Source organism: Paenibacillus sp. D51F, from assembly GCF_053345695.1.
Window position 1 is genome coordinate 427,893 of record NZ_JBKFAO010000003.1, and the last position, 19,386, is coordinate 447,278.

Below are 19,386 nucleotides of genomic sequence, written 5' to 3' on the forward strand. Positions count from 1 at the left end.
GCCGTAGACGGACGTCCTGAGCGAGGCAGCAATTGTGTGCAGGATATGCCGAAACGCTATTGACGGAAAGTATTTTCCGAAGCTAAGATGGAAGCAACTGCACAGTCCGGATTAGAGGTTGCTCTCCGGCCGCTGCGAGGCGATGGAGTTCGCCGTAACCGCCCGAGGGCTGATGACTCCTACCAGTGATGCTTGCTGGTAGGAGTCTATTTTTTTGTCCCGATGCGGAGCATTCAATTCTATGGAAAGAAGGCGTCAGAATGATTTATTTGCTGATGGGCATAGGAGGCACGATGGGGGCGCTGCTGCGCTACAGCCTGGGGGAATGGATCGGAACGGGAGGCGGCGGCTCCCTCTTCCCGCTCGGCACATTGGCTGTGAATTTTGCGGGATGTTTCATGCTCGCCTTTTTCTACACCGCGACGATGACAAGGTTCACCGTCCATCCGCATTTGCGTTCTTCGTTCGGAACCGGGTTTATCGGCTCCTTCACGACCTTTTCGGCCTTCTCCCGGGAAATGACGGAGCTGATGGGCACAGGACACTTGGGGACCGCCGCTTTGTATGCGGTTGGAAGTCTGCTGGGAGGCTTCCTGGCGACGATGGCCGGGATGAAGCTGGGAACATTCGAAAGAAAGCAAGCGGGAGAGGAGCGAGGTCAATGACGTGGGTGCATATCGGAATCGGAGGTTTCGCGGGAGCGATCCTGCGGTTCGTACTGATCGAGCTTGTCCGCAAGAGGAGCTCGTCCGGCTTTCCTTATGGAACGCTGCTGGTCAATCTGTCCGGCTCGCTTCTGATCGGCCTGCTGTACGGCGCGACCTCGGATTCGCGTCTGATCCTGCTGCTCGGCACCGGCTTCCTGGGAGCCTATACGACCTTCTCTACGTTCCAGTATGAGCTGGTCGGTTATGGGCGGATGAAGCAGTGGATGCCGCTGTTCGGGTATTTGACCGTCAGTGTCGTGCTTGGCCTGCTGCTCGCCGCGGCCGGCCATTCGGCTGGCATGTTGCTGCGGTAGAAATGCTGCGGGAACTTCTGGAACTGCAGGGTTGCCAAGACGGTTTAAGCGAGCGGAGCTGAGGAGCTGCAGACCATTCTGTTGAAGCTGACGAAATGATTGACCTTCCCCCGGCGGCAATGTTTTAGAATAGATGTCGAGGCTCCCTATCGAATGGAGGTCAAAGCAATGCTTACAATCAGGCAGATGGCCGGCATCTTCGACGTGTCGGCAAAAACGCTTCGCCATTACGATTCCATCGGCTTGTTCAGTCCGCTTGCCGTCGGAGAGGACAATCGCTACCGCTATTACGGGTTCGAGCAGCTCGGCATGCTGCGGCGGATCATGTGGCTGCGCTCGCTCGGAGTCGGCCTGGAAACGATCCAATCTCTGAAAGACAGCGGAGAGCTGCATGGAGATGAGTCCTTGGAGCCGCTGCTGAGTCAGCGTGAAACAGCTATCCGAGGGCAAATGGAAGAGCTCGGCAAGCTGCTGAACAAAGTCGAGGCGATGAGAGAAAGGCTGCAGCAGAGCCGTAATCTCCGGGACGGGCCGAGAATCGTCGTCAAGGATGCCTTTACGGTCGTGGGGCTGGATTGGGATGACCGGCAGCTGGCGGAAGGAGATGGAATTCCACAGCTCTGGGAACGCTTTTTGCGGCGGGCTCACGAGATTGCGGGCAGGGTGAATCCGAACGAGCTGATCGGAGCCGGCGGCCCGCGCGAATCCGGGGTGTTCGGTTATATCGCGGGATTTGAGACCACGGATGCCGGAGCGGTTCCGCAGGGGTTGACGGCTGTGACCATTCCTGCCTATACCTACGCAGTGTTTGAACTGGAGGATCTGGGGAAGATCTGGGAGATGAGGGAAGCGATCTATTCCAAGCTGCTGCCCGGACTTGGCCTCTCGCCGGCGAATGGAGTCATGTACGAGAAGTACGACGACCGGTTCGGCGGTGCGGACGGGCGAATCGAGTTGATGATCCCTCTGCTTGCGGCGGGGGAGGAAAAGGCGGGGGCGGAATGATAGGAATGCTGCAACGGATTGAATGGCGCCAAACAACTCCGGAATGGGAAGAGCTGCTTCTCGATCCGGCCGGAAATCGGCCGTTCCCGATGGAATCGGGATTCGAGGCCAAGGTGGCAGGAGTCGCGCGGGGGAGCTCGCGATATGTCTTGAAGACCTGGAGCAAGGATGCCAGGCCAGACGCCGGTGTCCAATATCGGCTGCTGGAGTGGATGAAGGGACTTGGAATGTCCGTTCCAACGCCGGTAGCCTGGGGGCTGAGCGAAGGGGAGGAAGAAGGACAGAAGTGGCCTGTTCTGGTGACCGCCCATGAGGGGGATGCCATCGTCAAGGCGGATGCGGAGACGGTGGCCGCGAGCGCCAGGCTGATGGCCGGCTTTCACCGGGCTTCCGCAGCAGCGGACAAGCCCGATTTCATTCCCAGGCCGGAGCTGGCGGATCATGAGTACTTCTATGCCGGCATCAGGGACGAGCCTGAGCTCCATGACCTGCTCCGGGTGCTGGTTGAGTCCGCGGGGATCCGCAATGACTGCGTCATTCACATGGACCTGCATCTGGCCAATATCGTAGTGCGGGAGGGGCGCTATATTGCGGTAGATTGGACTAACGGCCAGCTTGGGGACCAGAGGTTCGACTACGCAAGGACGCTGGTTTACTACAAAACTTTCTTCGCCGACCCTTGGAGAGCTTCGGCATACCGTTCCGCCTACTTGAGCGAGTATCCGATGACCGGAAAAGAGGAGAGCCTGTTCGAGGCGATTGTCCTCGTCGGGCTGCTGCTTCAGGAGCGGCGCGGGCAGCCGATGAGCGAACGTGCGCGCCGACTCGTTCGGCGGAACGAAGTGTTCCAGGAAGCGGGGCTGGGAACGACACCGAGAAAGTCAAAGATGATAAAAATAGGCGAGGTATCTGGGACAGGGAAACGAAAGGCACAGGCATCTGAAATAGGCGATGGAGCGGGAAAGGGACAAGAAAAGGCGGCTTTGCATCAGGGAGCGGTGCGGCTGGCCGATCAGGAAGAGCTGGGCAAGAAACCGGTCGGCCGATTGAATTTGCCTGCCGCATTCGGAGAATTTCCATTGCTCGGCGGAAGCTCAGTGGAGCTGGCGAAGCTCGAGCCCTGCCATGCGGAATCGCTTCATGCGCTCATCAACCGGGACCGCAAGCAAAGCCTGGACGCGGTACGCAACATCGTCGGGCATTTGGAACGGGACTACTACAAGCGTAAAAGCGTATCGTGGGGAATCTTGAGCCCGGATGAACCGGAGGTTCTTGCCGGATGGATGACGGTGCATTTCGATAAAAAAACGCGGGCCGCGCTGCTTGCAGCCGTCTTGCCGGATCGGCCGGAGGAGCGGGAAGCGGCGGAGGCATGGATCGCTCTGGCGGGCGACGCTGTTCGGGCGCTGGGAGCATTTTTGTTCCATCATGTCCACGTGGAGGAAATTCGAGTGGAGCTGCCTATGGCAAAGGAAGAGGTCATCGACCTGTTGTCGGAATGCGGCTTCAGGCGGATAGAGACCGTTCAGCGAGAGAGCGTCTGGCAGAACGGGGTCAAAGGGCCAGCCGACATGGCTATTCTTGCTTGGAGCATGCCCACTTTCAGCTGAATTGCAATTCAAGCGATCCTGTCCTTGCAGGATCGCTTTTATTTGTCTACCTGCCAGGGACCTAAAAAATGTTGAGACCATGAGCGCTTATTCTTTTACAAAATAGTTCTTTATCTTCATTTTCATGACGAAAATAACTGAATAAGAAGGATTTGGATAAAAAACCGTCGAAAGCCAGATTGCCGCGATAAAAATGATTATTGATATTAAAATAAACCTTTATAAAAGGAATAATCTACATTTTAAAGAGACTTTATTTAGGTAAGTGGAGATTAGGATGTAGGAAAAAATAACTAAATAAGTCGTTTTAACTAATTTAAGAACGGTTAAAGGTAAATAATCACATACATAATTTTGCCGTCAAAGGATTTTCTTAAGTACATATAACGAAAGGAATGCGGCGAAAACAAACGGTGCGAAGGGTACGGAGCCAATCCGCCGCCTCATGACGATCCGCGTCAAAGCCGCGCAGGCAAGCGCCAATAGACATGCGGCCAGGAATACATACAGATTCAGCAGCCATCCCGCAGCTGCGCCCGTCGCGGCCAGCAGCTTGATGTCGCCTGCGCCGACGCGCCCCAGCCAGGAGCGCAGCAGCAACAGCGGCAAGGAAGGCAGCAGGATGCCAGGCAAGGATTCCAGAGGCGTTCCGGAGAGAAACTGACGGCCTATGCCTGCCAGAAGCAGCAAGAGAAGCCATTCGTTTGGAATCCGCCGCCTTCTGATATCCGCGACGGAACATAGAAGAAGCAGCAATAGGATGAATCCATCCATGAATACATAAGGCATATCTTTGCCACCTCGGATCTGTAGATGTTGAAGCTTTGGTTGGAAAAGAACGGCGCTATTCTCTCATATTGGCCGATCCGGGTCAATGATAGAGATTTGCATAAAGATAGAATTCTATGACGCCAGGTGATTCGATTGAACATGTTGCTCGTATCCGGTCTCTCGCACCGGTTTGCCGCGGCCTATGCGCCCAAACCCAAACATATTCTCAACGTCGACGAGCTCCTGCTGGGCAGCGTCCTGAATTACCTCGAAGAGGCGAGACCTGACGCCGGCGGCCTGTTGGTAACAGACGACGCCTTGACCGGAGATTCCGCAGCAGACCTGCGGAACCTGGAGCGGATCGCCGCCTGGATGTCCCGCAACCGGCCATCCGGGTTCCTTTTGGTGCTTCTGCTTCGTCATGAGAGGCGGCTGGAAGGGATGGAGCCGCTTGTCAGCCTGTACTCGGGGCAGATCCTCACGCTCCCATGCCACTATCCCCGCATCCCGGCCTATATGTACCGGCAGGCTTTCGAGATGCTCTCGGACATCAGGAAGGGCAAACAATCCGCCCGGACCGACCGGGAGCTTGCCGCTCAGCAGCGCCTGGAAGCCGATTCGGAGCCGCCTGCCCGCAAAAAATCATTCCTGGACCGGTTCAAGCCCAAACCAAGGGAAGAGGCATCGCTTGAAGCGAAGGATCCCCTCTCCAGAGCATTCGACGGCATCGGGCGAGGCATCAGCCGGGTTGTCGCTGTGACCGGACACCGCGGCAGCGGAATCACGAGCACCGCCGTCAATCTCGTCTGCGAAGCGGAGAAGCGGGGACTGAGCGCCATCCTGATCGACCTTGATCTGGAATACCGCAGCTCGAACATGTATTTCAGCCGCTTTCACGAGGAGACCAAGAAGGACGAGAATCTCAATGCTTCTTTGATCCGGACTCTTGCGAGGCCTCAGGAATACCTGACTACCGCCTTTCCGATCAAGGACAATCTCTGGCTGGCGGCGCTCGGTTATTCGTTCCAGGACCGCAAGCTGGTCGAGCAGTTCTGCACCAGCGCCAAGCTGGTCGGATTGCTGTCGATGCTGCGGAACCGGTTCAATCTCATCGTGCTGGATATGCCGATGGATCTGCTGCCTTCGTTTCGGGAAGCGATGATCCACGTCGATGCCTTCGGGCTGTGCGTGCCGAACAATCTCCACGCCGTGCTCAGCACGGCGCGCAATGCGGAGGTCGCGCTGAGCCGGGATGACGCGCTGTACATGAACGCCAAGTCCAAGGTCATCGTGACGAAATACAACGACCGCTCCAGGCTGCAGGGAGAGCCGTTCACGCCGGACAAGACGGCCGAGCTTCTCTCCTCCGGGCTCAGCGAGAGCTTCGGCTATGGGATGAAGACGGCCGGCTTCATTCCATTCAGCCATGAGTTCGACACCCAGATTGAAACCGATATTGCGGCGGTCCATTCCGGCAAGGAGTACGAGAGAGCGTTCGGAGACCTGCTGCTGCGACTGATGGAGGGAGCCAAGTAAGATGGATTTGAGCACGATCAAGAGCGTTTCGCCCAATCGGAACACATTCAAGAAAATCATGGCGCTGCTGTTCAGCCTCGCCGTCATCGCCGGTTCGTTCGTCGTCATCACCGATGCCAACAAGGCGGCCAAGGATACGGTCGACGTGCTGCGGGTCAGCGATGGAGGAGGCATTCCTGCCCATACCGTCCTCACGGAAAAGCAGCTGCAGAAATATGCGATCATCCGAAAGGAGTATACCGACGATATGCTGCTGGCCGAGCAGATGGGCGAGGCTGTCGGCAAATTCAGCAAGTATTATCTGCGCGGCAACGGCGTTCTCTACAAGGATCAGCTGAGCGCCGAGGCGCCGAAAAAAAATGAATGGCTGTACAAGCTGGACGACAAGCAGGAAGTGCTGACGCTCCCCTACAACTTCCTCGAAGCGGGCGGCGACATCCTGATGCCGGGCGACCGCGTCCGGATCCGGGTATCGTACGAGGTCGACAAGCCGGCGGCGGCGGGCAATCCGAACGACATCTACAGCGTCTCGCAGGGCAAAACGACCAAAACCGAGGTGCTGTTCGACAGCATCGTCGTCAAGGATATGCTGAACGGCAACAGCCACTCCATCTACGAGGTGTATAAGGAAGTGCTGAAGCTGAGCGAGGACAAGCGCCAGACCGTCATGAAAAGCGAGGATTTCCTCAAGAACATCCAGCCGAGAGCCCTGCTTCTGGAGGGCTCCAGCGATCAGATCAACTATTATGCGAAGTTCAAGAGCATGGAGAACAAGTCCCTGCTGATCACGATCCTCAGCCGCAGCGACAGCCAAGCGATCGTGGACCAGCTGCCGACGCTGCAGAACGAGGTGGAGTCATGGATCGACAAGCAGAACGGAAATTAGGAAGCGTCTTTCAAAAGCTCAGCCCGACCGATCTCGTCGGAGCCGAGCTGCAGGACAGCCGGCTGATCTACAGCGTCGTCGGCTTCATGCCGGCGAGCGATTTCACGGACAACGCGCTGCTCATCAGCAATCTGGCCTATCTGCTGTCACAGAAAGGGCTCAATACTTGCGTGGTCGACCTCAAGGCGTTCTATCCGAATCTCTATCAGTATCTCGACGTCAAGCCGAACAAGCGGGGCGGCGGGCTGATCCGGGTGCTCAAGAGCGACAAGGCGGACTTCCGCGACGAGCTGATCTCGACCAAGCATGAGCGGCTGTACCTGCTGTCTCCCAGCCCCTACGACCTGATCGAGGAATATTTCGACTTCGAGTTCGAGCACCTGGAGAGGGTCATCGAGACGCTCAAGGGCATGTTCGACATCATCCTGCTGGATATTCCGAACATTCCGGCGCTGGAGCTCAGCGTGGGAGCGATGAAGTATTGCCATGTCGGGTTCTTCACCGGCTCGGAGCGGGTGGACGTCGCGGGCAACATCATGAAGATGCTCGATTACGCCTCCTCGATCGGCATCAGCACCGCGAAGTTCACGAGCGTCATCCTGATGAACATGCAGAATCTGGCGTTCGACCACAAGGTGCTCGGCGACTTCGGGCTCAAGATCGCAGCGGCGCTGCCGCTCGTCAAGGGGGCGGCAGGCGGGGTACTGGAGGGCAAGCTCTACGTGAAGGATACAACGCTGATGAACAAATATTTCCTGCGCGAGATGCGCAAGCTGGCCGATCTGCTCGGAAGCCGGTAGGGAGGAGGAACGACATGCTTACGCGCGCCAAGGTCAGCGAGCTGCAGCAGAGGGTGTCCCATCAGGCGAAGGGCGCCGAGGATATGGAGGATTTGAAGAGCAAGTATACGACGATCACCTTCGACGAGGTGCTGGAGCTGTGCCAGAAATACATAACCAAAATCGCGACCCATGCGTTCCGCCGCGAAAGCGATCCCGGACGCAAGCGCGAAATGACGAAGTCCTACATCAATGAGTTCGTCGATTCCCAGCGTCCGACGGTCGAGGGCCATTACGATCTGCTCTCGCTCAAGCAGGCGCTTGTCGACGAGATCACCCACTACGGGCCGATCACCAAGGCGATGGAGGATCCGGCAATCGACGAGATCCGGGCGAACGGCCCGGAGCAGATCTTCGTCGAGAGCGGAGGCAAGTCGCTCGCCTGGGATCAGCACTTCAGCGACCGGGAGCATATGGAGCGGATCATCTCCAAGCTGATCGGCGTTTCCAAGGTCAGGCTGACCCCGAAGATTCCGATGGTCAACGCCCGCACGATCGAGGGTTTCCGGGTCAACGCGACTCATGCGGAGATCTCGCCCTATGACATGCCGGCTTTTGTCATCCGGAAGTTCAGCAAGAAGTCGGTGACCCCGGAGATGATGATCCAGAACGAATCGTTCTCGGCGAACATGTTCAAGCTGCTGTCGCTCATCCCCAAGGCGGATCTCTCCTGGATCACGGTCGGGCCGACAGGCAGCGGCAAGACGACTCTGAACGAGGTGCTGATCAAGGAGATCAATCCGCTGTCGCGCATCATTACGATCGAGAATCCGTCGGAGATGAGGCTTCTGCGCAGAGAAGGAGGCACCGATCATGGCCGTGTCATCAACGACGTGCTCCAGTACGAATCGGTTCCGGACGAGGATGACTCCAGCCCGGCGACGATGGAGAATCTGCTTATCAATGCGATGCGCCAGTCGCCCCACTGGATCGGCCCGGGCGAGCTGCGGACGCCGGGCGAGTTCGCGACCGCGCTGCGCGCCGCGCAGACGGGCCACTATTTCTTCACCACGCTGCATGCCGAGGGAGACAGGGAGGCGATCTACCGGTTCCTGACCGCTTACCTGATGGCCTCCAACGAGCCGGCGGAGCTGGCACTGAGGAATATATGCACGGCGGTGAAGTTCGTCATCTTCCAAGAGAAGCTGGCTGACGGCACACGCAAGGTCACCTCCATATCCGAGATTCTCGGCTCCGAGGGGCTGGAGCCGATCGTGAACCCCATCTACAAGTTCATCTCGGAGGATGTGCTGGAGGAGGAGGGCACGCACCGGGTGCTCAAGATTGTCGGCAAGCACAAGCGCGTCGGAATGCTGTCGGACAAGGTGCAGCAGACCATGCTCAAAGCAGGCATCAAGCGCAGCCGCTTCGACTTCCTGACCCGGATGCCGGACGACAACGAGACAGAGAGGTACGTGCCGGATGGATACGACGCTTCTCATTAGCCTGTTTCTCGGCATCGGAGCCTTCGTTCTCTTCAATGTGGTGTTCGAGGTCCGCTTCTTCCAGGGTACCGGCCGGTTCGTCCTGAATCTGGTCGACACGCTGGCGGAGCATCTCGGCCGCTACAACACCAGGCGTTATGTGGAGCGGATCAAGCGTGAGCGGATCGTGCGGCGCAAGGAGAACGTGTTCACCAAATACAACCGGCTGGTAGAGGAGCTGATCCTCGACTTCCGGCTGCCGCTGACGCTGGAGAGCTTCACCTCCCTCCTCTGCATCCTGATCGCGCTGACGGCGCTCCTGATCGTGTTCTTCATGCAGAACGTGACGCTGTCGGCCGTCGTCACGATCTCGATCTTCATCGGGCTGCTGACCTACTTCGTCATGCAGTCCAAGTCGATCAAGGCGGAGCGGCTGGAGGCGATCATGGACGCCGAGGACATCATCTGCCCGCTGGCGCGCGACGGGGTGCTGATCGCGATCAAGAAGGTGATGGCGACGGAAGAATACATCCGGCCTGCTCTCCGGCCTTACTTCCAGCAGTTCATCGACAACTGCGAGAACAACGGCTATTCATTCAAGCAGGCGATCCTGCTGCTTAACCGGCAGCTCGGTCCCAAGTTCGACAACTTCACGAAGAAGGCCATCACGTTCGAGTACAACGAGCGCAAGGGGATGGCGGATATCTTCCTCGACATCGTCGACGAGAACGCCGTGCTGCGGGAAATCAACGCCCGCAAGGATCGGATCTTCCGCAAGATGAACCGCGATTTCCTGTTCAAGACGCTGATCATCGTCCTGTTCTTCTTCTACGCCCTGTCGGTGCCCGACTTTCGGGAATTCATGCTCCATACGACAGCCGGCAAGATGATCAACTCCCTGCTCATCAGCGTCATCTGCATCAGCTTCGCCCGCTGCCAGGCGCTTCAGGGCAATCTCGGACCGGGAGGCGGTGGGGCCAAATGATCGCGATCGCCAAGATAAGCGCGCTGATCTCGGTGCTGTACATCGTCAAGGCGTTCCTGTATCCGATGTTCCGACCGGTCAACCGGCGGCAGAAGCAGCGGGCCCGCCGGCTGCTCAAGGAGCGGCGGAGCGAGGCGCGGCGGGCCCGGTTCCAGCTGTTCAAGAGCGGCACGGCCGCCAGATATGCCGACCGGCTGATGGGCTCGCCGGAGCGGCTGCGGCTGCAGAAGCTGATCGATCGGCTCGATCTGGCGAAGAAGCCGGCGGAGATCCGGGTCGAGCAGCTGCTGTATTCGGGAGGAGCGGTGCTGATTACGCTGCTGGCGCTGAGCGCCAACCGGCTGATCGGGTGCGTGGCGGCCGTGCTGATTTTCCTTGGATGGCTGTACCCGGCCTCCGAGCTGGAGAAGAAGATCGAGCGCAAGAACCGCAACATCGCGCTCGATTTTCCGGGATTCTACAGCATGGCGTATTACCAGTACGCCAAGTCCGTCAACATCTATCTCGCCGATGTGATCCGGGACTACCTCCCGAGCGCCAATCCGGATATGGCCGAGGAGCTCGGAGTCATGCTGGACAATATCGAGTATGGAGAGGAATACGCGCTCAAGCAGTTCAAGAAGCGGGTGCCGCTGCACTACATCATCAAATTCTGCGACATCATGGAGACCCGGCTCAAAGGGTACGACAACATCTCGCAGATGGAGTACCTCAAGAACGAGGTCGACGAGTTCCGCGTCATCGCGCTGGAAGACGATCTCAAGCGCCGCGAGCGGAGCAATTCCCGCCTGCAGCTGGTGCTGATCGCGGTGCTGATCGTGTACATCGCCATTTATTATCTGTTCACGGTTCTGGATTCGATCAAGATGTTCCAGTAATGCGGGCAGGCATAAGCCCTCTTCTTCAGGACCCATCCGTCATTCTTCGGTTGATGCTCAACCATTGCAATCGACAGACATTCCGCCTGCACGGCGGCCTCTTAATCGGGTTTCAAGTTTCATTTATAGATATCATTCATTTCACTGGGGGAAACGGTCATGGATAAGAAGCCGGTCAAGAAACAATCGTTCTGGAGCGAGGAGTCGGGAGACTTCGGCATCAAGGGCATCGCGGTCACGGTGGCGGTCATCGTCATCATCGGCGCCGTCGTCGCCATCATCAACCAGAACCTGAACACTTGGGTGTCGGACGTATGGGACATGTTCATCAAGAAGATCGATGATCTGATCAAATAAAGGCGGGGTGAGTCCATGCGCGGCATAGCCAAAGCCCTGCTGGCGACGATGCTGGTGTCGGTGGCCATCATGCTGTTCACGAATCTCGTCTTCTTCTTTCCCTGGTATACGACGCTCATCGTGGAGACGTTCAATCTGTCCCAGGTGGCGGCGGGCGACAACTATGTCAAGCGCAGCTATTACGACGATGCTCTCGACCGGCTCAAGAACAGGCCGATCTACAGGGATAAGGCGGGCGACATCAAGCTGACTGTCGTCAATGCGGACGACTACGACGCCGTCGGCTCCGACGACGAGTCCAGCTACGAGAACGCGACCGAGATCCAGAAGCCGTACAGGCAGAGAGGCAAGCCGGTCAAGGTGACGCTGAGCGCCGTCTACCCGCTGAGCATCACGGTCTGGGGCAGGAAGATCGAGGAGGAGGTGCCGGTGAGCTTCTCGCTTACGACGGTCGGCCTCAAGCATTACAAGGACTTGACCTACTATTTCGATTAGACGGGACTGAGGGGAATGCGCAATATCGCGATCGGGCTGCTGCTGGTCATCCTCGCGTCCATCCTGATCGAGCCCATGGTGGAGATCAGCCTCGTGATGAAGGACAAGATTGCTCTAGGCACCTCTCTCAGCAATGCAGCCCGGTCCGCCAAGGACCGCAGCCTGCAGTACGAGGCGATGCGCGATCTGGACGCCAAGGTCGATCCCGAACGGTTCAAGGATTACTTTTCGGAGGCCTTCGGCGCGGCGATGAACGCTTCGCTGGATTCCAGATCCGGAGATACGCTGCGCTTCCGCTCCAACAACGGCAAGTGGAACGATATCGTCGTCACTCTGGACATCACGGAGAACGAGGATCCCTCGACGGAGCGGACGGTGACGAAGGTGGAGGTATCGGCCGAATCGGATTACCGGTTCAAAACGAAGTACCTGAGAGCGGCAAGCGGGGCAGGAACGACTTCTCCTTACCGGATGAAGATGGACCGCGAGCTGCTGCTGTCGGTGAAGAATTGACGGAAAGGAAGCTTCTGCATGGACTACATCATGGTGACCTTCCAGGCGGATAGGCGCCCTGCCGTGGATCTGAAGATCCCGGCCTTCGTCACGGCCGGCGAGCTGCTCGCCATGCTGGACGAAGCGCTGAATCTGGAGCTGGATGCCGGGCAGGGGGGCAGGCTGCAGGCGGAGCCGCTGGGGCGTATTCTGGACGGGCGCCGCACGCTGGAGGAAGAAGGAGTCGGACACGGAGCTCTGCTCACGCTGATATAGGGAGGTGACGAGGTGCAGGGAAATCTGGCAAATGGAGGACTCGTCCTGCAGGCGGGGAACGGAGTCTGGATCAGCGATGTCGACCGCTATGCCGGGACGCGCTGCCTCGATCCGTCCGGCGGCGTCTCCCGGATCGACGGCCTGCTCTGGTTCATGAACGCCGGAGCGGATGCCGTGTACGGCAGCGACCAGCTGCGCGGAGGCGCGTTATGCGCGTACGATCCAGCGAGCGGCCGCGGCCGTATGCTGTCCGAGACTCCCTGCAGCGGTCTGACGTTGCAAGGGGAATGGCTTTATTACATCAACGAGAAGGATCTGCGGCTGTACCGCTGCCGGATCGACGGCAGCGGAGAAGCACGGCTGACGGACGACCAGGCGCGCGGCTTTCTTGTGGACAAGGACCGGATCTGCTTCAGCGCGGATACAGGAATTCATGTCATCCGGACGGACGGGCAGCAGCGGGAGCGGCTATCGGCTTGCCGCTGCGGCGCGATTGTTCCGATCGGCGGCTGGATTGCCTTCGGCGATCCCGACAACCGCGGTACGCTGACGCTGGTCGATAGGGAAAGCGGAGCCGTGGCGGAGACTTTCGAAGATATCGAAGCGGGCAGCATCGTCGGCGACGGACGTTATCTGTATGTCGCCAATCTTCGCAACGGCGGCACGATCTACCGGATCGATCCCGCCCAGCGCCGGAGCATCCGCATCTGCGGCGAACGGGCCGCGAGCCTGCATATCGCCGGAGGCGATCTGTTCTTCCGGGACGGATCCGGCTGGAGCCGGATGTCGCTGCTCGGGGGACAAGCCTCGCGGGTCGAGCTGCAGGATGGAGGCATGATGGCATGATGAAGAACAGCCTGCATGCCTTCAGCCGCCAGCCTCGCTTCATGCCGGATATGCCGGGGGGAGAGGTCGCCATTCCCGATCCGCCGTACTCCCAGGAGAAGCCCGACATCGCCTGGTTCACGATTCTCGCGCCGCCGGCGGTCATGCTCGTCATCACGTTCATGCTGGCGCTGACGTCGCAATCGATGTTCCTGCTGATCTCGATCGCGACGACGGCCGTTACGCTCGTCACCTCGCTGACGGGGGCCGCATCGCAGATCCGCCGTTACAAGAACCGCAAGAAGGAGCGCGAGAGCAAGTATCTGCAGTTCATCGCGGACCGGCGCAGCGAGCTGGCGATCGCCAGCGAGCAGCAGGCCAAGGCGATGAACGAGCTGCATCCGGAGCCGTCCGTCTGCCTCCAGCGGATCGGCAGCCTGGACGGCAAGCTGTGGGAGAGGACGTCCTCGTACCCGGACTTTCTGTCTCTGCGCCTCGGCCTCGGCAACGTGCCGCTCTCGATGACGATCAAGCACAGCCCGCAGGCGATCCTGCTCGAGAGCGATCCGCTGCAGATGGAGCCGCAGCGGCTGGCGCTCGAATTCGAGCGGGTGCGGGACGTGCCGGTGGCGGTCGATCTGGCCGGGTCGGAGATCTGCGGAATCGCAGGCGAGGAAAGCAAGACGCTGGAGCTGGCGAGGCTCATGCTGCTGCAGCTCGTCACGCATCACGGCTACGACGACGTCCGCATCGTCGTGCTGGCCGCCGACGACGGCGCCGCGAAGTGGGATTGGCTGAAGTTCGTGCCGCATCTGTGGGATGACGCCATGGAAACGAGATATCTGCTGTGCGGCAAGGCTGTCGCCCACCAGGCGCTCGGAGACCTGTACGCCGTCCTGAAGGACCGGGAGCTCCGCACGGTCGGCGGCTCCACGCTGCCGCATTACGTCTTCGTCGTCGAGGATGCGTCTCTGCTCGACTACGAGCCGATCAACAAATACGTGTTCAACCGCTGCGGCCACCTGGGCGTCTCGTCGGTGTTCCTCGCCGGCAACCAGGCCTACCTGCCGATGAACTGCCGGACCGTCATCACGCTGCAGGGCAAGACCGGCGAGCTGGCGGACCGGGAGAGCGGCGACAGAATCCTGTTCAGCCCGGACAAGCTCAATGACAAGGGCCTGCAGCAGACGGTCAGGCGGCTGGGTCCGCTGCGGCTGCGGGAGAACGGAGCGAGCTTCTCCCTGCCGGCCTCCGTCACGCTCCTTGAGCTGCTGCGCGCCCGCACGGCCGGCGAGGTGGATCTGGCAGATCGCTGGGGCCGCAACCGGACTTACAAAGGCATCAGCGTGCCGATCGGCGTGAAGGGCGGGGGCTCCCTGTTCAACCTGGATCTTCACGAGACGGGACACGGCCCGCACGGCCTCGTCGCCGGCACGACGGGATCGGGCAAGAGCGAGCTGCTGCAGAGCATCATCATCTCGCTGGCGGTCAACTATCATCCGCATGACATCGTCTTTGTCCTGATCGACTACAAGGGCGGCGGCATGGCGGATGTGTTCAAGGGCATGCCGCATCTCGTCGGCACGATCACAAACCTCGGAGGCAATCAGACGACCCGTGCGCTGCTCTCGATCAAGAGCGAGCTGCAGCGGCGCCAGCGGCTGTTCTCCCGGTACGGAGTCAACAGCATCGACCGCTACCAGAAGCTGTATTACAGTCTGGACGATCGGGGCGGCATGCCTCCTATTCCACATCTGGTCATGATTGCCGACGAGTTCGCCGAGCTCAAGCAGGACCAGCCTGAATTCATGAAGGAGCTCGTCAGCACGGCCCGCGTCGGCCGAAGCCTGGGGGTCCACTTGATTCTGGCCACCCAGAAGCCGGCCGGCGTCGTGGACGACCAGATCTGGAGCAACTCGAAGTTCAAGATCTGCCTCAAGGTCCAGGACGAGACCGACAGCAAGGATGTCATCAAGCGTCCGGACGCGGCCATGATCAAGGAGCCGGGCCGGGCCTACATCCAGGTCGGCAACGACGAGATTTTCGAGCTCTTCCAGTCTGCCTACTCCGGAGCCGACTATGATCCCGAGGGCGAGATGCTGCGCAGCGAGAACCGCGTCAAGCGGATCTACGAGCTGGGTCCGGGAGGCAGGGCCGAGCAGATCTATCCGTTGGAGGAGGAAAAGATCGCGGGGAAGGAGCTGCCGAGCCAGCTCAAGGCGATGGTCGATCATATCGTAGCGACGGCAAGGGAGGGGGGCATCCTGCCGCTGGAAGGTCCGTGGATGCCGCCGCTGCCGGAGGAGCTCGACCTGAAGGGGATTTTGCCGGAAGAAGCCGCGTCTGCCTTCGGCAGCGGAAGATGGACGGCCGGCAAGCCGATCTTCGCCGTTCCCGTCGGACTGCTCGACGATCCGCGCGGCCAGCTGCAGGAGCCGCTTGTCGTCGACTTCGCCTCCGAAGGCAACCTGTTCGTGTATGGAGCGCCTGGAACCGGCAAAACAATGCTTTTGAGGACGCTGTGCCTGTCCATCGCCTTGTCCTATACGCCGGAAGAAGCGCAGCTCTACATGCTGGACTTCGGCGGCTCTTCGTTCAAGGCGCTGGAGAAGCTTCCCCACTGCGGCGGGCTGATGACGCTGGAGCAGGAGAGCCGGATCAGCCAGTTCATGCTCTACATCTTCCGCCTGATGGAGGAGCGCAAGCGGCTGTTCGAGGAATCCGGCAGCGACGGCTTCGCCGACTACCGCGTCAAGGGCGGCAGGCTGCCCGCCGTCGCCGTCGTCATCGACAATTACTTCGCGCTGTCGGAAACCTATGAGGCTGTGGACGACAGAATGATCGTGCTCGCCCGCGAAGGCTTCAAGTACGGCATCTACATGGTCGTCACCGCGACCAACTCGGCGCTTGTCCGGTACAAGTTCGCCGTCAACTTCAAGATGGCCGTCAGCCTCCAGCTGACAGACAAAAGCGAGTATGACGGCATCGTGGGCCGGACGGAAGGGCTCGTGCCCGCCCGCGTGCCGGGACGGGCGCTCGTGCGCGGAACGCCGCCGCTGGAGTTCCAGACGGCGATGCCGGAATGGGACGGGCTTGGCAGCGATGTCCTGATCGGGAAGTTCAGCCGGCTTGCCGAGGACGGCCTGATCAGCCGCGCGCAGCCGATTCCGATGATGCCGGCGCGGATCTTCATCGACGAGCTCAATAGCGGGAAAGCCGATGCCCCTGCAGCAGGCCGGATCGCGATCGGCCTCGCCGACCGCGACCTGCAGCCGGTGAGCCTCGAGCTGGCCGCGACTCCGGTCGTCATGGTCGCCGGCGATCCGATGTCGGGCAAGAGCACGCTGCTCGTGTCCTGGATCGAGATGCTCCGCCGCCGCCTCGGCGATGATGGCATGCAGGTGTATGTGCAGGATTCCAGCTCGATGGGATTATATCCGCTGCTCGCCAGGCCGGGGGTGGAAGATCTGTCCCAGATCGGGGATATGCATGCATTCACGGAGGAGCTCAAGGAAGATCTGGCCGCACGCAGGTCCCAGCTGCTCGCCGTCCGCCGCTCCGGCGGAGATGCGGACGCTCTCATGGCTTCATGGAAACTGCTGGTCTTCGTCATCGACCGGCTCTCGGAGTTCACAACAGGCGATCAATACGCGCTCAAGGAGCTGCTGGAGCGGATCGTCAAGCAGGAGCGCGGCATGAAGGTCGCCGTGCTGGCAGCCGATACGACTTCGGAGCTCGCGAACAACTGGGACAGCCTAGGGAAGGCGATCCGAGAGGAGCAGACGGGCATTCTGCTCGGCAGCCTCAAGGACCAGAGCCTCTACAACGCCCGAATTCCTTATGGCAGCCAGGAAAAGGAGCTGGAGGCGGGCGACGGGTATCTGGTCGTAAAAAACAAATTCACCGGACTGAGGACAGCGATCCTGTCCGGAAAGTAAAGGAGGCGCCGGACATGCCGACACCGTCGGAGATCCGCGGCAACGCCGCTGCCGTGAATGCGGCCGCCGATGAAATCAGGCGGGCGGAAGCCCGCTACAGGGCGGAGGTATCCGCCGCATCCTCGTGGTGGCAGGGGGAAGCGGGCAAGGCATTCACGGATTCCTACAAGGAGATCCAGGCCGACATCAGCCGCCTGCTGGCCAAGATGGATGGCCTGGAAAGCAGCCTCAAAGGGCTCGCCGGAGATGTCCAGCGCGCCGACGACGAGCGCCGCCGCAAGCTCGAGGAGGAGCGGAGGCGGGCTCAGGAGCAGGAGCAGCGGCGCCGCGAGGAAGAGGCGCGCAAGTCGGCAGGACGCCGCTAGAAGCTCCGGCCCAGCTCCCGCTGCTGATCAGAGGAAGATGCGGCATTCCATTTGAAAGGAGGTGAATCCAAATGGCAAACCAGGCATTCAGCCCCGAGCAGGCGAGAAGCGTAGCAAGCTCGATCAAGAACAAGGGCCAGAACGCGAAAAGCGTCGTTGATCAGCTCGACCGCGAGATCAAATCCGTGGAAGGCTGGTGGCAGGGCGAATCCGCCAAAGCCTTCGTCGACGAGTTCAACCAACTGAAGCCAAGCCTCGACAAGCTCGTCGAGTGCGTGAACAACATCAGCACTTCCCTGCAGAAGGTCGCCGAAATCAAGGAACAAAGCGACCGCGATATCGCCAGCCAGCTTCGCAAGTAATCATGTTCTTCATCGGCGTGCTGAGGGAGCCCGTCTCCCTCCATCACGCTTTTCCTCCGAAAACGAGCGAACGGCGCCATGACGGCGAATTCGATCGCATATAGATAGGTCAGCTTGTGGAAAGGAGTGCAGGCTTGTGATTCTGAAGGTAAATCCGGACAGCGTATCCAAATTGGCCGCAGGCATGAAAAGCTTGGAGAAGTCGTTCGAGCCGGTCGCGGCAGGCTTGTCCCGGTCCGTCGGCGGCATTGTCGGCAGCACGAAGTCGGCGTATCCCGAATCTTATGTCCAGTCCAGCGCCAGAAGCGCGGAATCGGCGATGGCGGAGATTGGCCGGATGGCCACTTCCATCGGCGACCGGCTGACGGACAAGATGAATACGCTCAGGGAGATCGCGGCCGAATACAAAATGGCGGAGGAGCGGTCGAAGGGGTATGCGGCGTCGAAGGAAACCGTGAAGATGTACAAGAACGCCTGGGGGTTGTTCGACAAGGTCGTCATCGGCGCATACTCCGCCATGCAGGGCTACCATTTTCAGGTCAAAGGCGATTATGTCCATGTATACGGCTCTAAAACTCCGAAAGGGTTCCTGGGCAGGCAATACATCAAATGGCGCAATAAAGAAAATCTGATGGGGACCCGGTACCGCTATGACAACGGCAAAATCGGAAAGTATATGGACCCTAAGACAGCTATAAAAGGCGATTTGTCGAGCAACTACAATATCTTAAAGAAAAGCGCCTGGAAAAACTCCCTTAAAGGCGGAGGCATCCTGGGAGCCGCCTTAACCTTGGGAGGAAGCGTCTACAGCTACGGCTGGGGCGAGAACAGGAACCACGGTCTGGCCAGCACCGAGTTCGCTTCCGATCTCGTCGTGGAGTCGGCGGTCATGGTCGGAACGACCGCGCTGGGCGCCGCCGCGGGTGCGGGAGCAGGCGCTCTGGCCGGCGCAGCCTTCGGCAGCGTCGTTCCTGGACTTGGAACCGCTGTCGGATTTTTCGTCGGATTGGGTGTCGGCGTATTCATGAGCTCCGATACGGGCAAGGCGATCAAGGATTGGACCAAAGACAAGCTCAATAAGGGCATCGAGGGAACCGTCGCAGGGGTGAAGGCAGCCGGAAAAGCCTTGAAGCAAGGCGCGGAGTTCACCGGCAAGGTTGTAGGCGACGCCGCTCATGCCGTCCGCAGCTCGATTGAAACAGGCGTCAAAAAAGCGAAGCAAGCCACAGATGCGATCCTTGAAGAAGGAAGGCGCAAAGCCGCTGATCTGGTCGGGAAGGCAGCCGGCTCGCTCGTCGGCGGACTCAAATCACTCTTTTAG

General features: G+C 59.5%; 20 protein-coding genes and 1 riboswitch. Of the genes, 19 read left to right on the top strand and 1 reads right to left on the bottom strand.

Translation table 11 applies throughout. The features are described from left to right. The first annotated feature begins 129 nt into the window (after window positions 1-129). A riboswitch (Fluoride riboswitch) is annotated at window positions 130-189 on the top strand. A gap of 71 nt (window positions 190-260) precedes the next feature. From crcB to ACLBWT_RS08555, 4 genes are all read left to right on the top strand, one after another. After that, on the top strand, window positions 261-665 hold the full coding sequence (gene crcB, locus ACLBWT_RS08540; protein WP_447662632.1) for a fluoride efflux transporter CrcB: 405 nt from the start codon (window positions 261-263) through the stop codon (window positions 663-665). Continuing rightward, window positions 662-1,021: a fluoride efflux transporter FluC gene (locus tag ACLBWT_RS08545; protein ID WP_447662633.1), complete on the top strand. Its 360-nt coding sequence runs from the start codon at window positions 662-664 to the stop codon at window positions 1,019-1,021. Before crcB ends, ACLBWT_RS08545 begins: the two co-directional genes overlap by 4 nt. Before the next feature lie 168 nt (window positions 1,022-1,189). Beyond that, entirely contained in the window at window positions 1,190-2,026 is an 837-nt protein-coding gene (locus ACLBWT_RS08550) for an effector binding domain-containing protein (RefSeq protein WP_447662634.1), read from the top strand. Between the two features lie 5 nt (window positions 2,027-2,031). Then, complete coding sequence (locus ACLBWT_RS08555; protein ID WP_447662635.1) at window positions 2,032-3,636, top strand: phosphotransferase enzyme family protein; 1,605 nt, start codon at window positions 2,032-2,034, stop codon at window positions 3,634-3,636. 360 nt (window positions 3,637-3,996) lie between these two features. Here ACLBWT_RS08555 and ACLBWT_RS08560 read toward each other — a convergent pair whose 3' ends face one another. Continuing rightward, window positions 3,997-4,425: a prepilin peptidase gene (locus tag ACLBWT_RS08560; protein WP_447662636.1), complete on the bottom strand. Its 429-nt coding sequence runs from the start codon at window positions 4,423-4,425 to the stop codon at window positions 3,997-3,999. A gap of 141 nt (window positions 4,426-4,566) precedes the next feature. Here ACLBWT_RS08560 and ACLBWT_RS08565 point away from each other — a divergent pair, with 141 nt between their 5' ends. The 15 genes from ACLBWT_RS08565 to ACLBWT_RS08635 all read left to right on the top strand — a co-directional run bounded on the left by ACLBWT_RS08565 (window position 4,567) and on the right by ACLBWT_RS08635 (window position 19,386). Then, window positions 4,567-5,943, top strand: coding sequence for a hypothetical protein (locus tag ACLBWT_RS08565; RefSeq protein WP_447662637.1), 1,377 nt, complete (start codon window positions 4,567-4,569; stop codon window positions 5,941-5,943). A gap of 1 nt (window position 5,944) precedes the next feature. Then, window positions 5,945-6,829, top strand: a complete 885-nt coding sequence (locus ACLBWT_RS08570) for a hypothetical protein (protein WP_447662638.1) — start codon at window positions 5,945-5,947, stop codon at window positions 6,827-6,829. Continuing rightward, window positions 6,802-7,629, top strand: coding sequence for a hypothetical protein (locus ACLBWT_RS08575; protein WP_447662639.1), 828 nt, complete (start codon window positions 6,802-6,804; stop codon window positions 7,627-7,629). The genes ACLBWT_RS08570 and ACLBWT_RS08575 overlap by 28 nt, the downstream gene beginning before the upstream one ends. A gap of 14 nt (window positions 7,630-7,643) precedes the next feature. Then, window positions 7,644-9,113 carry an ATPase, T2SS/T4P/T4SS family gene (locus ACLBWT_RS08580; RefSeq protein WP_447662640.1) on the top strand — a complete coding sequence of 490 codons (1,470 nt, stop codon included), beginning with the start codon at window positions 7,644-7,646 and terminating at the stop codon, window positions 9,111-9,113. Beyond that, window positions 9,091-10,077 carry a hypothetical protein gene (locus ACLBWT_RS08585; protein ID WP_447662641.1) on the top strand — a complete coding sequence of 329 codons (987 nt, stop codon included), beginning with the start codon at window positions 9,091-9,093 and terminating at the stop codon, window positions 10,075-10,077. Before ACLBWT_RS08580 ends, ACLBWT_RS08585 begins: the two co-directional genes overlap by 23 nt. Beyond that, complete coding sequence (locus tag ACLBWT_RS08590; protein ID WP_447662642.1) at window positions 10,074-10,955, top strand: hypothetical protein; 882 nt, start codon at window positions 10,074-10,076, stop codon at window positions 10,953-10,955. Before ACLBWT_RS08585 ends, ACLBWT_RS08590 begins: the two co-directional genes overlap by 4 nt. Before the next feature lie 159 nt (window positions 10,956-11,114). Continuing rightward, entirely contained in the window at window positions 11,115-11,312 is a 198-nt protein-coding gene (locus ACLBWT_RS08595) for a hypothetical protein (RefSeq protein WP_447662643.1), read from the top strand. Between the two features lie 15 nt (window positions 11,313-11,327). Continuing rightward, window positions 11,328-11,807: a hypothetical protein gene (locus ACLBWT_RS08600; RefSeq protein ID WP_447662644.1), complete on the top strand. Its 480-nt coding sequence runs from the start codon at window positions 11,328-11,330 to the stop codon at window positions 11,805-11,807. 15 nt (window positions 11,808-11,822) lie between these two features. Then, window positions 11,823-12,320 (top strand): hypothetical protein, encoded by a 498-nt coding sequence (locus ACLBWT_RS08605; protein ID WP_447662645.1) that lies wholly within the window; start codon window positions 11,823-11,825, stop codon window positions 12,318-12,320. A gap of 18 nt (window positions 12,321-12,338) precedes the next feature. After that, window positions 12,339-12,575 (top strand): EsaB/YukD family protein, encoded by a 237-nt coding sequence (locus ACLBWT_RS08610; RefSeq protein WP_048749324.1) that lies wholly within the window; start codon window positions 12,339-12,341, stop codon window positions 12,573-12,575. A 12-nt stretch (window positions 12,576-12,587) separates the two neighbouring features. Next, on the top strand, window positions 12,588-13,421 hold the full coding sequence (locus ACLBWT_RS08615; protein WP_447662646.1) for a DUF5050 domain-containing protein: 834 nt from the start codon (window positions 12,588-12,590) through the stop codon (window positions 13,419-13,421). Next, window positions 13,418-17,338 carry a type VII secretion protein EssC gene (essC, locus tag ACLBWT_RS08620; RefSeq protein WP_447662647.1) on the top strand — a complete coding sequence of 1,307 codons (3,921 nt, stop codon included), beginning with the start codon at window positions 13,418-13,420 and terminating at the stop codon, window positions 17,336-17,338. The genes ACLBWT_RS08615 and essC overlap by 4 nt, the downstream gene beginning before the upstream one ends. 14 nt (window positions 17,339-17,352) lie before the next feature. Continuing rightward, a complete protein-coding gene (locus ACLBWT_RS08625; protein ID WP_447662648.1) occupies window positions 17,353-17,703 on the top strand; it encodes a WXG100 family type VII secretion target in 351 nt (116 codons plus the stop codon). A 71-nt stretch (window positions 17,704-17,774) separates the two neighbouring features. Continuing rightward, window positions 17,775-18,065, top strand: a complete 291-nt coding sequence (locus ACLBWT_RS08630) for a WXG100 family type VII secretion target (RefSeq protein WP_447662649.1) — start codon at window positions 17,775-17,777, stop codon at window positions 18,063-18,065. A 136-nt stretch (window positions 18,066-18,201) separates the two neighbouring features. Beyond that, a complete protein-coding gene (locus ACLBWT_RS08635; protein WP_447662650.1) occupies window positions 18,202-19,386 on the top strand; it encodes a hypothetical protein in 1,185 nt (394 codons plus the stop codon).

Bases quoted from the DNA above. Each gene is read 5' to 3' on its own strand.
- crcB (WP_447662632.1), top strand. From the start codon at position 261: ATGATTTATTTGCTGATGGGCATAGGAGGCACGATGGGGGCGCTGCTG.
- ACLBWT_RS08545 (WP_447662633.1), top strand. From the start codon at position 662: ATGACGTGGGTGCATATCGGAATCGGAGGTTTCGCGGGAGCGATCCTG.
- ACLBWT_RS08550 (WP_447662634.1), top strand. From the start codon at position 1,190: ATGCTTACAATCAGGCAGATGGCCGGCATCTTCGACGTGTCGGCAAAA.
- ACLBWT_RS08555 (WP_447662635.1), top strand. From the start codon at position 2,032: ATGCTGCAACGGATTGAATGGCGCCAAACAACTCCGGAATGGGAAGAG.
- ACLBWT_RS08560 (WP_447662636.1), bottom strand. From the start codon at position 4,425: ATGCCTTATGTATTCATGGATGGATTCATCCTATTGCTGCTTCTTCTA.
- ACLBWT_RS08565 (WP_447662637.1), top strand. From the start codon at position 4,567: ATGTTGCTCGTATCCGGTCTCTCGCACCGGTTTGCCGCGGCCTATGCG.
- ACLBWT_RS08570 (WP_447662638.1), top strand. From the start codon at position 5,945: ATGGATTTGAGCACGATCAAGAGCGTTTCGCCCAATCGGAACACATTC.
- ACLBWT_RS08575 (WP_447662639.1), top strand. From the start codon at position 6,802: ATGGATCGACAAGCAGAACGGAAATTAGGAAGCGTCTTTCAAAAGCTC.
- ACLBWT_RS08580 (WP_447662640.1), top strand. From the start codon at position 7,644: ATGCTTACGCGCGCCAAGGTCAGCGAGCTGCAGCAGAGGGTGTCCCAT.
- ACLBWT_RS08585 (WP_447662641.1), top strand. From the start codon at position 9,091: ATGGATACGACGCTTCTCATTAGCCTGTTTCTCGGCATCGGAGCCTTC.
- ACLBWT_RS08590 (WP_447662642.1), top strand. From the start codon at position 10,074: ATGATCGCGATCGCCAAGATAAGCGCGCTGATCTCGGTGCTGTACATC.
- ACLBWT_RS08595 (WP_447662643.1), top strand. From the start codon at position 11,115: ATGGATAAGAAGCCGGTCAAGAAACAATCGTTCTGGAGCGAGGAGTCG.
- ACLBWT_RS08600 (WP_447662644.1), top strand. From the start codon at position 11,328: ATGCGCGGCATAGCCAAAGCCCTGCTGGCGACGATGCTGGTGTCGGTG.
- ACLBWT_RS08605 (WP_447662645.1), top strand. From the start codon at position 11,823: ATGCGCAATATCGCGATCGGGCTGCTGCTGGTCATCCTCGCGTCCATC.
- ACLBWT_RS08610 (WP_048749324.1), top strand. From the start codon at position 12,339: ATGGACTACATCATGGTGACCTTCCAGGCGGATAGGCGCCCTGCCGTG.
- essC (WP_447662647.1), top strand. From the start codon at position 13,418: ATGATGAAGAACAGCCTGCATGCCTTCAGCCGCCAGCCTCGCTTCATG.
- ACLBWT_RS08625 (WP_447662648.1), top strand. From the start codon at position 17,353: ATGCCGACACCGTCGGAGATCCGCGGCAACGCCGCTGCCGTGAATGCG.
- ACLBWT_RS08630 (WP_447662649.1), top strand. From the start codon at position 17,775: ATGGCAAACCAGGCATTCAGCCCCGAGCAGGCGAGAAGCGTAGCAAGC.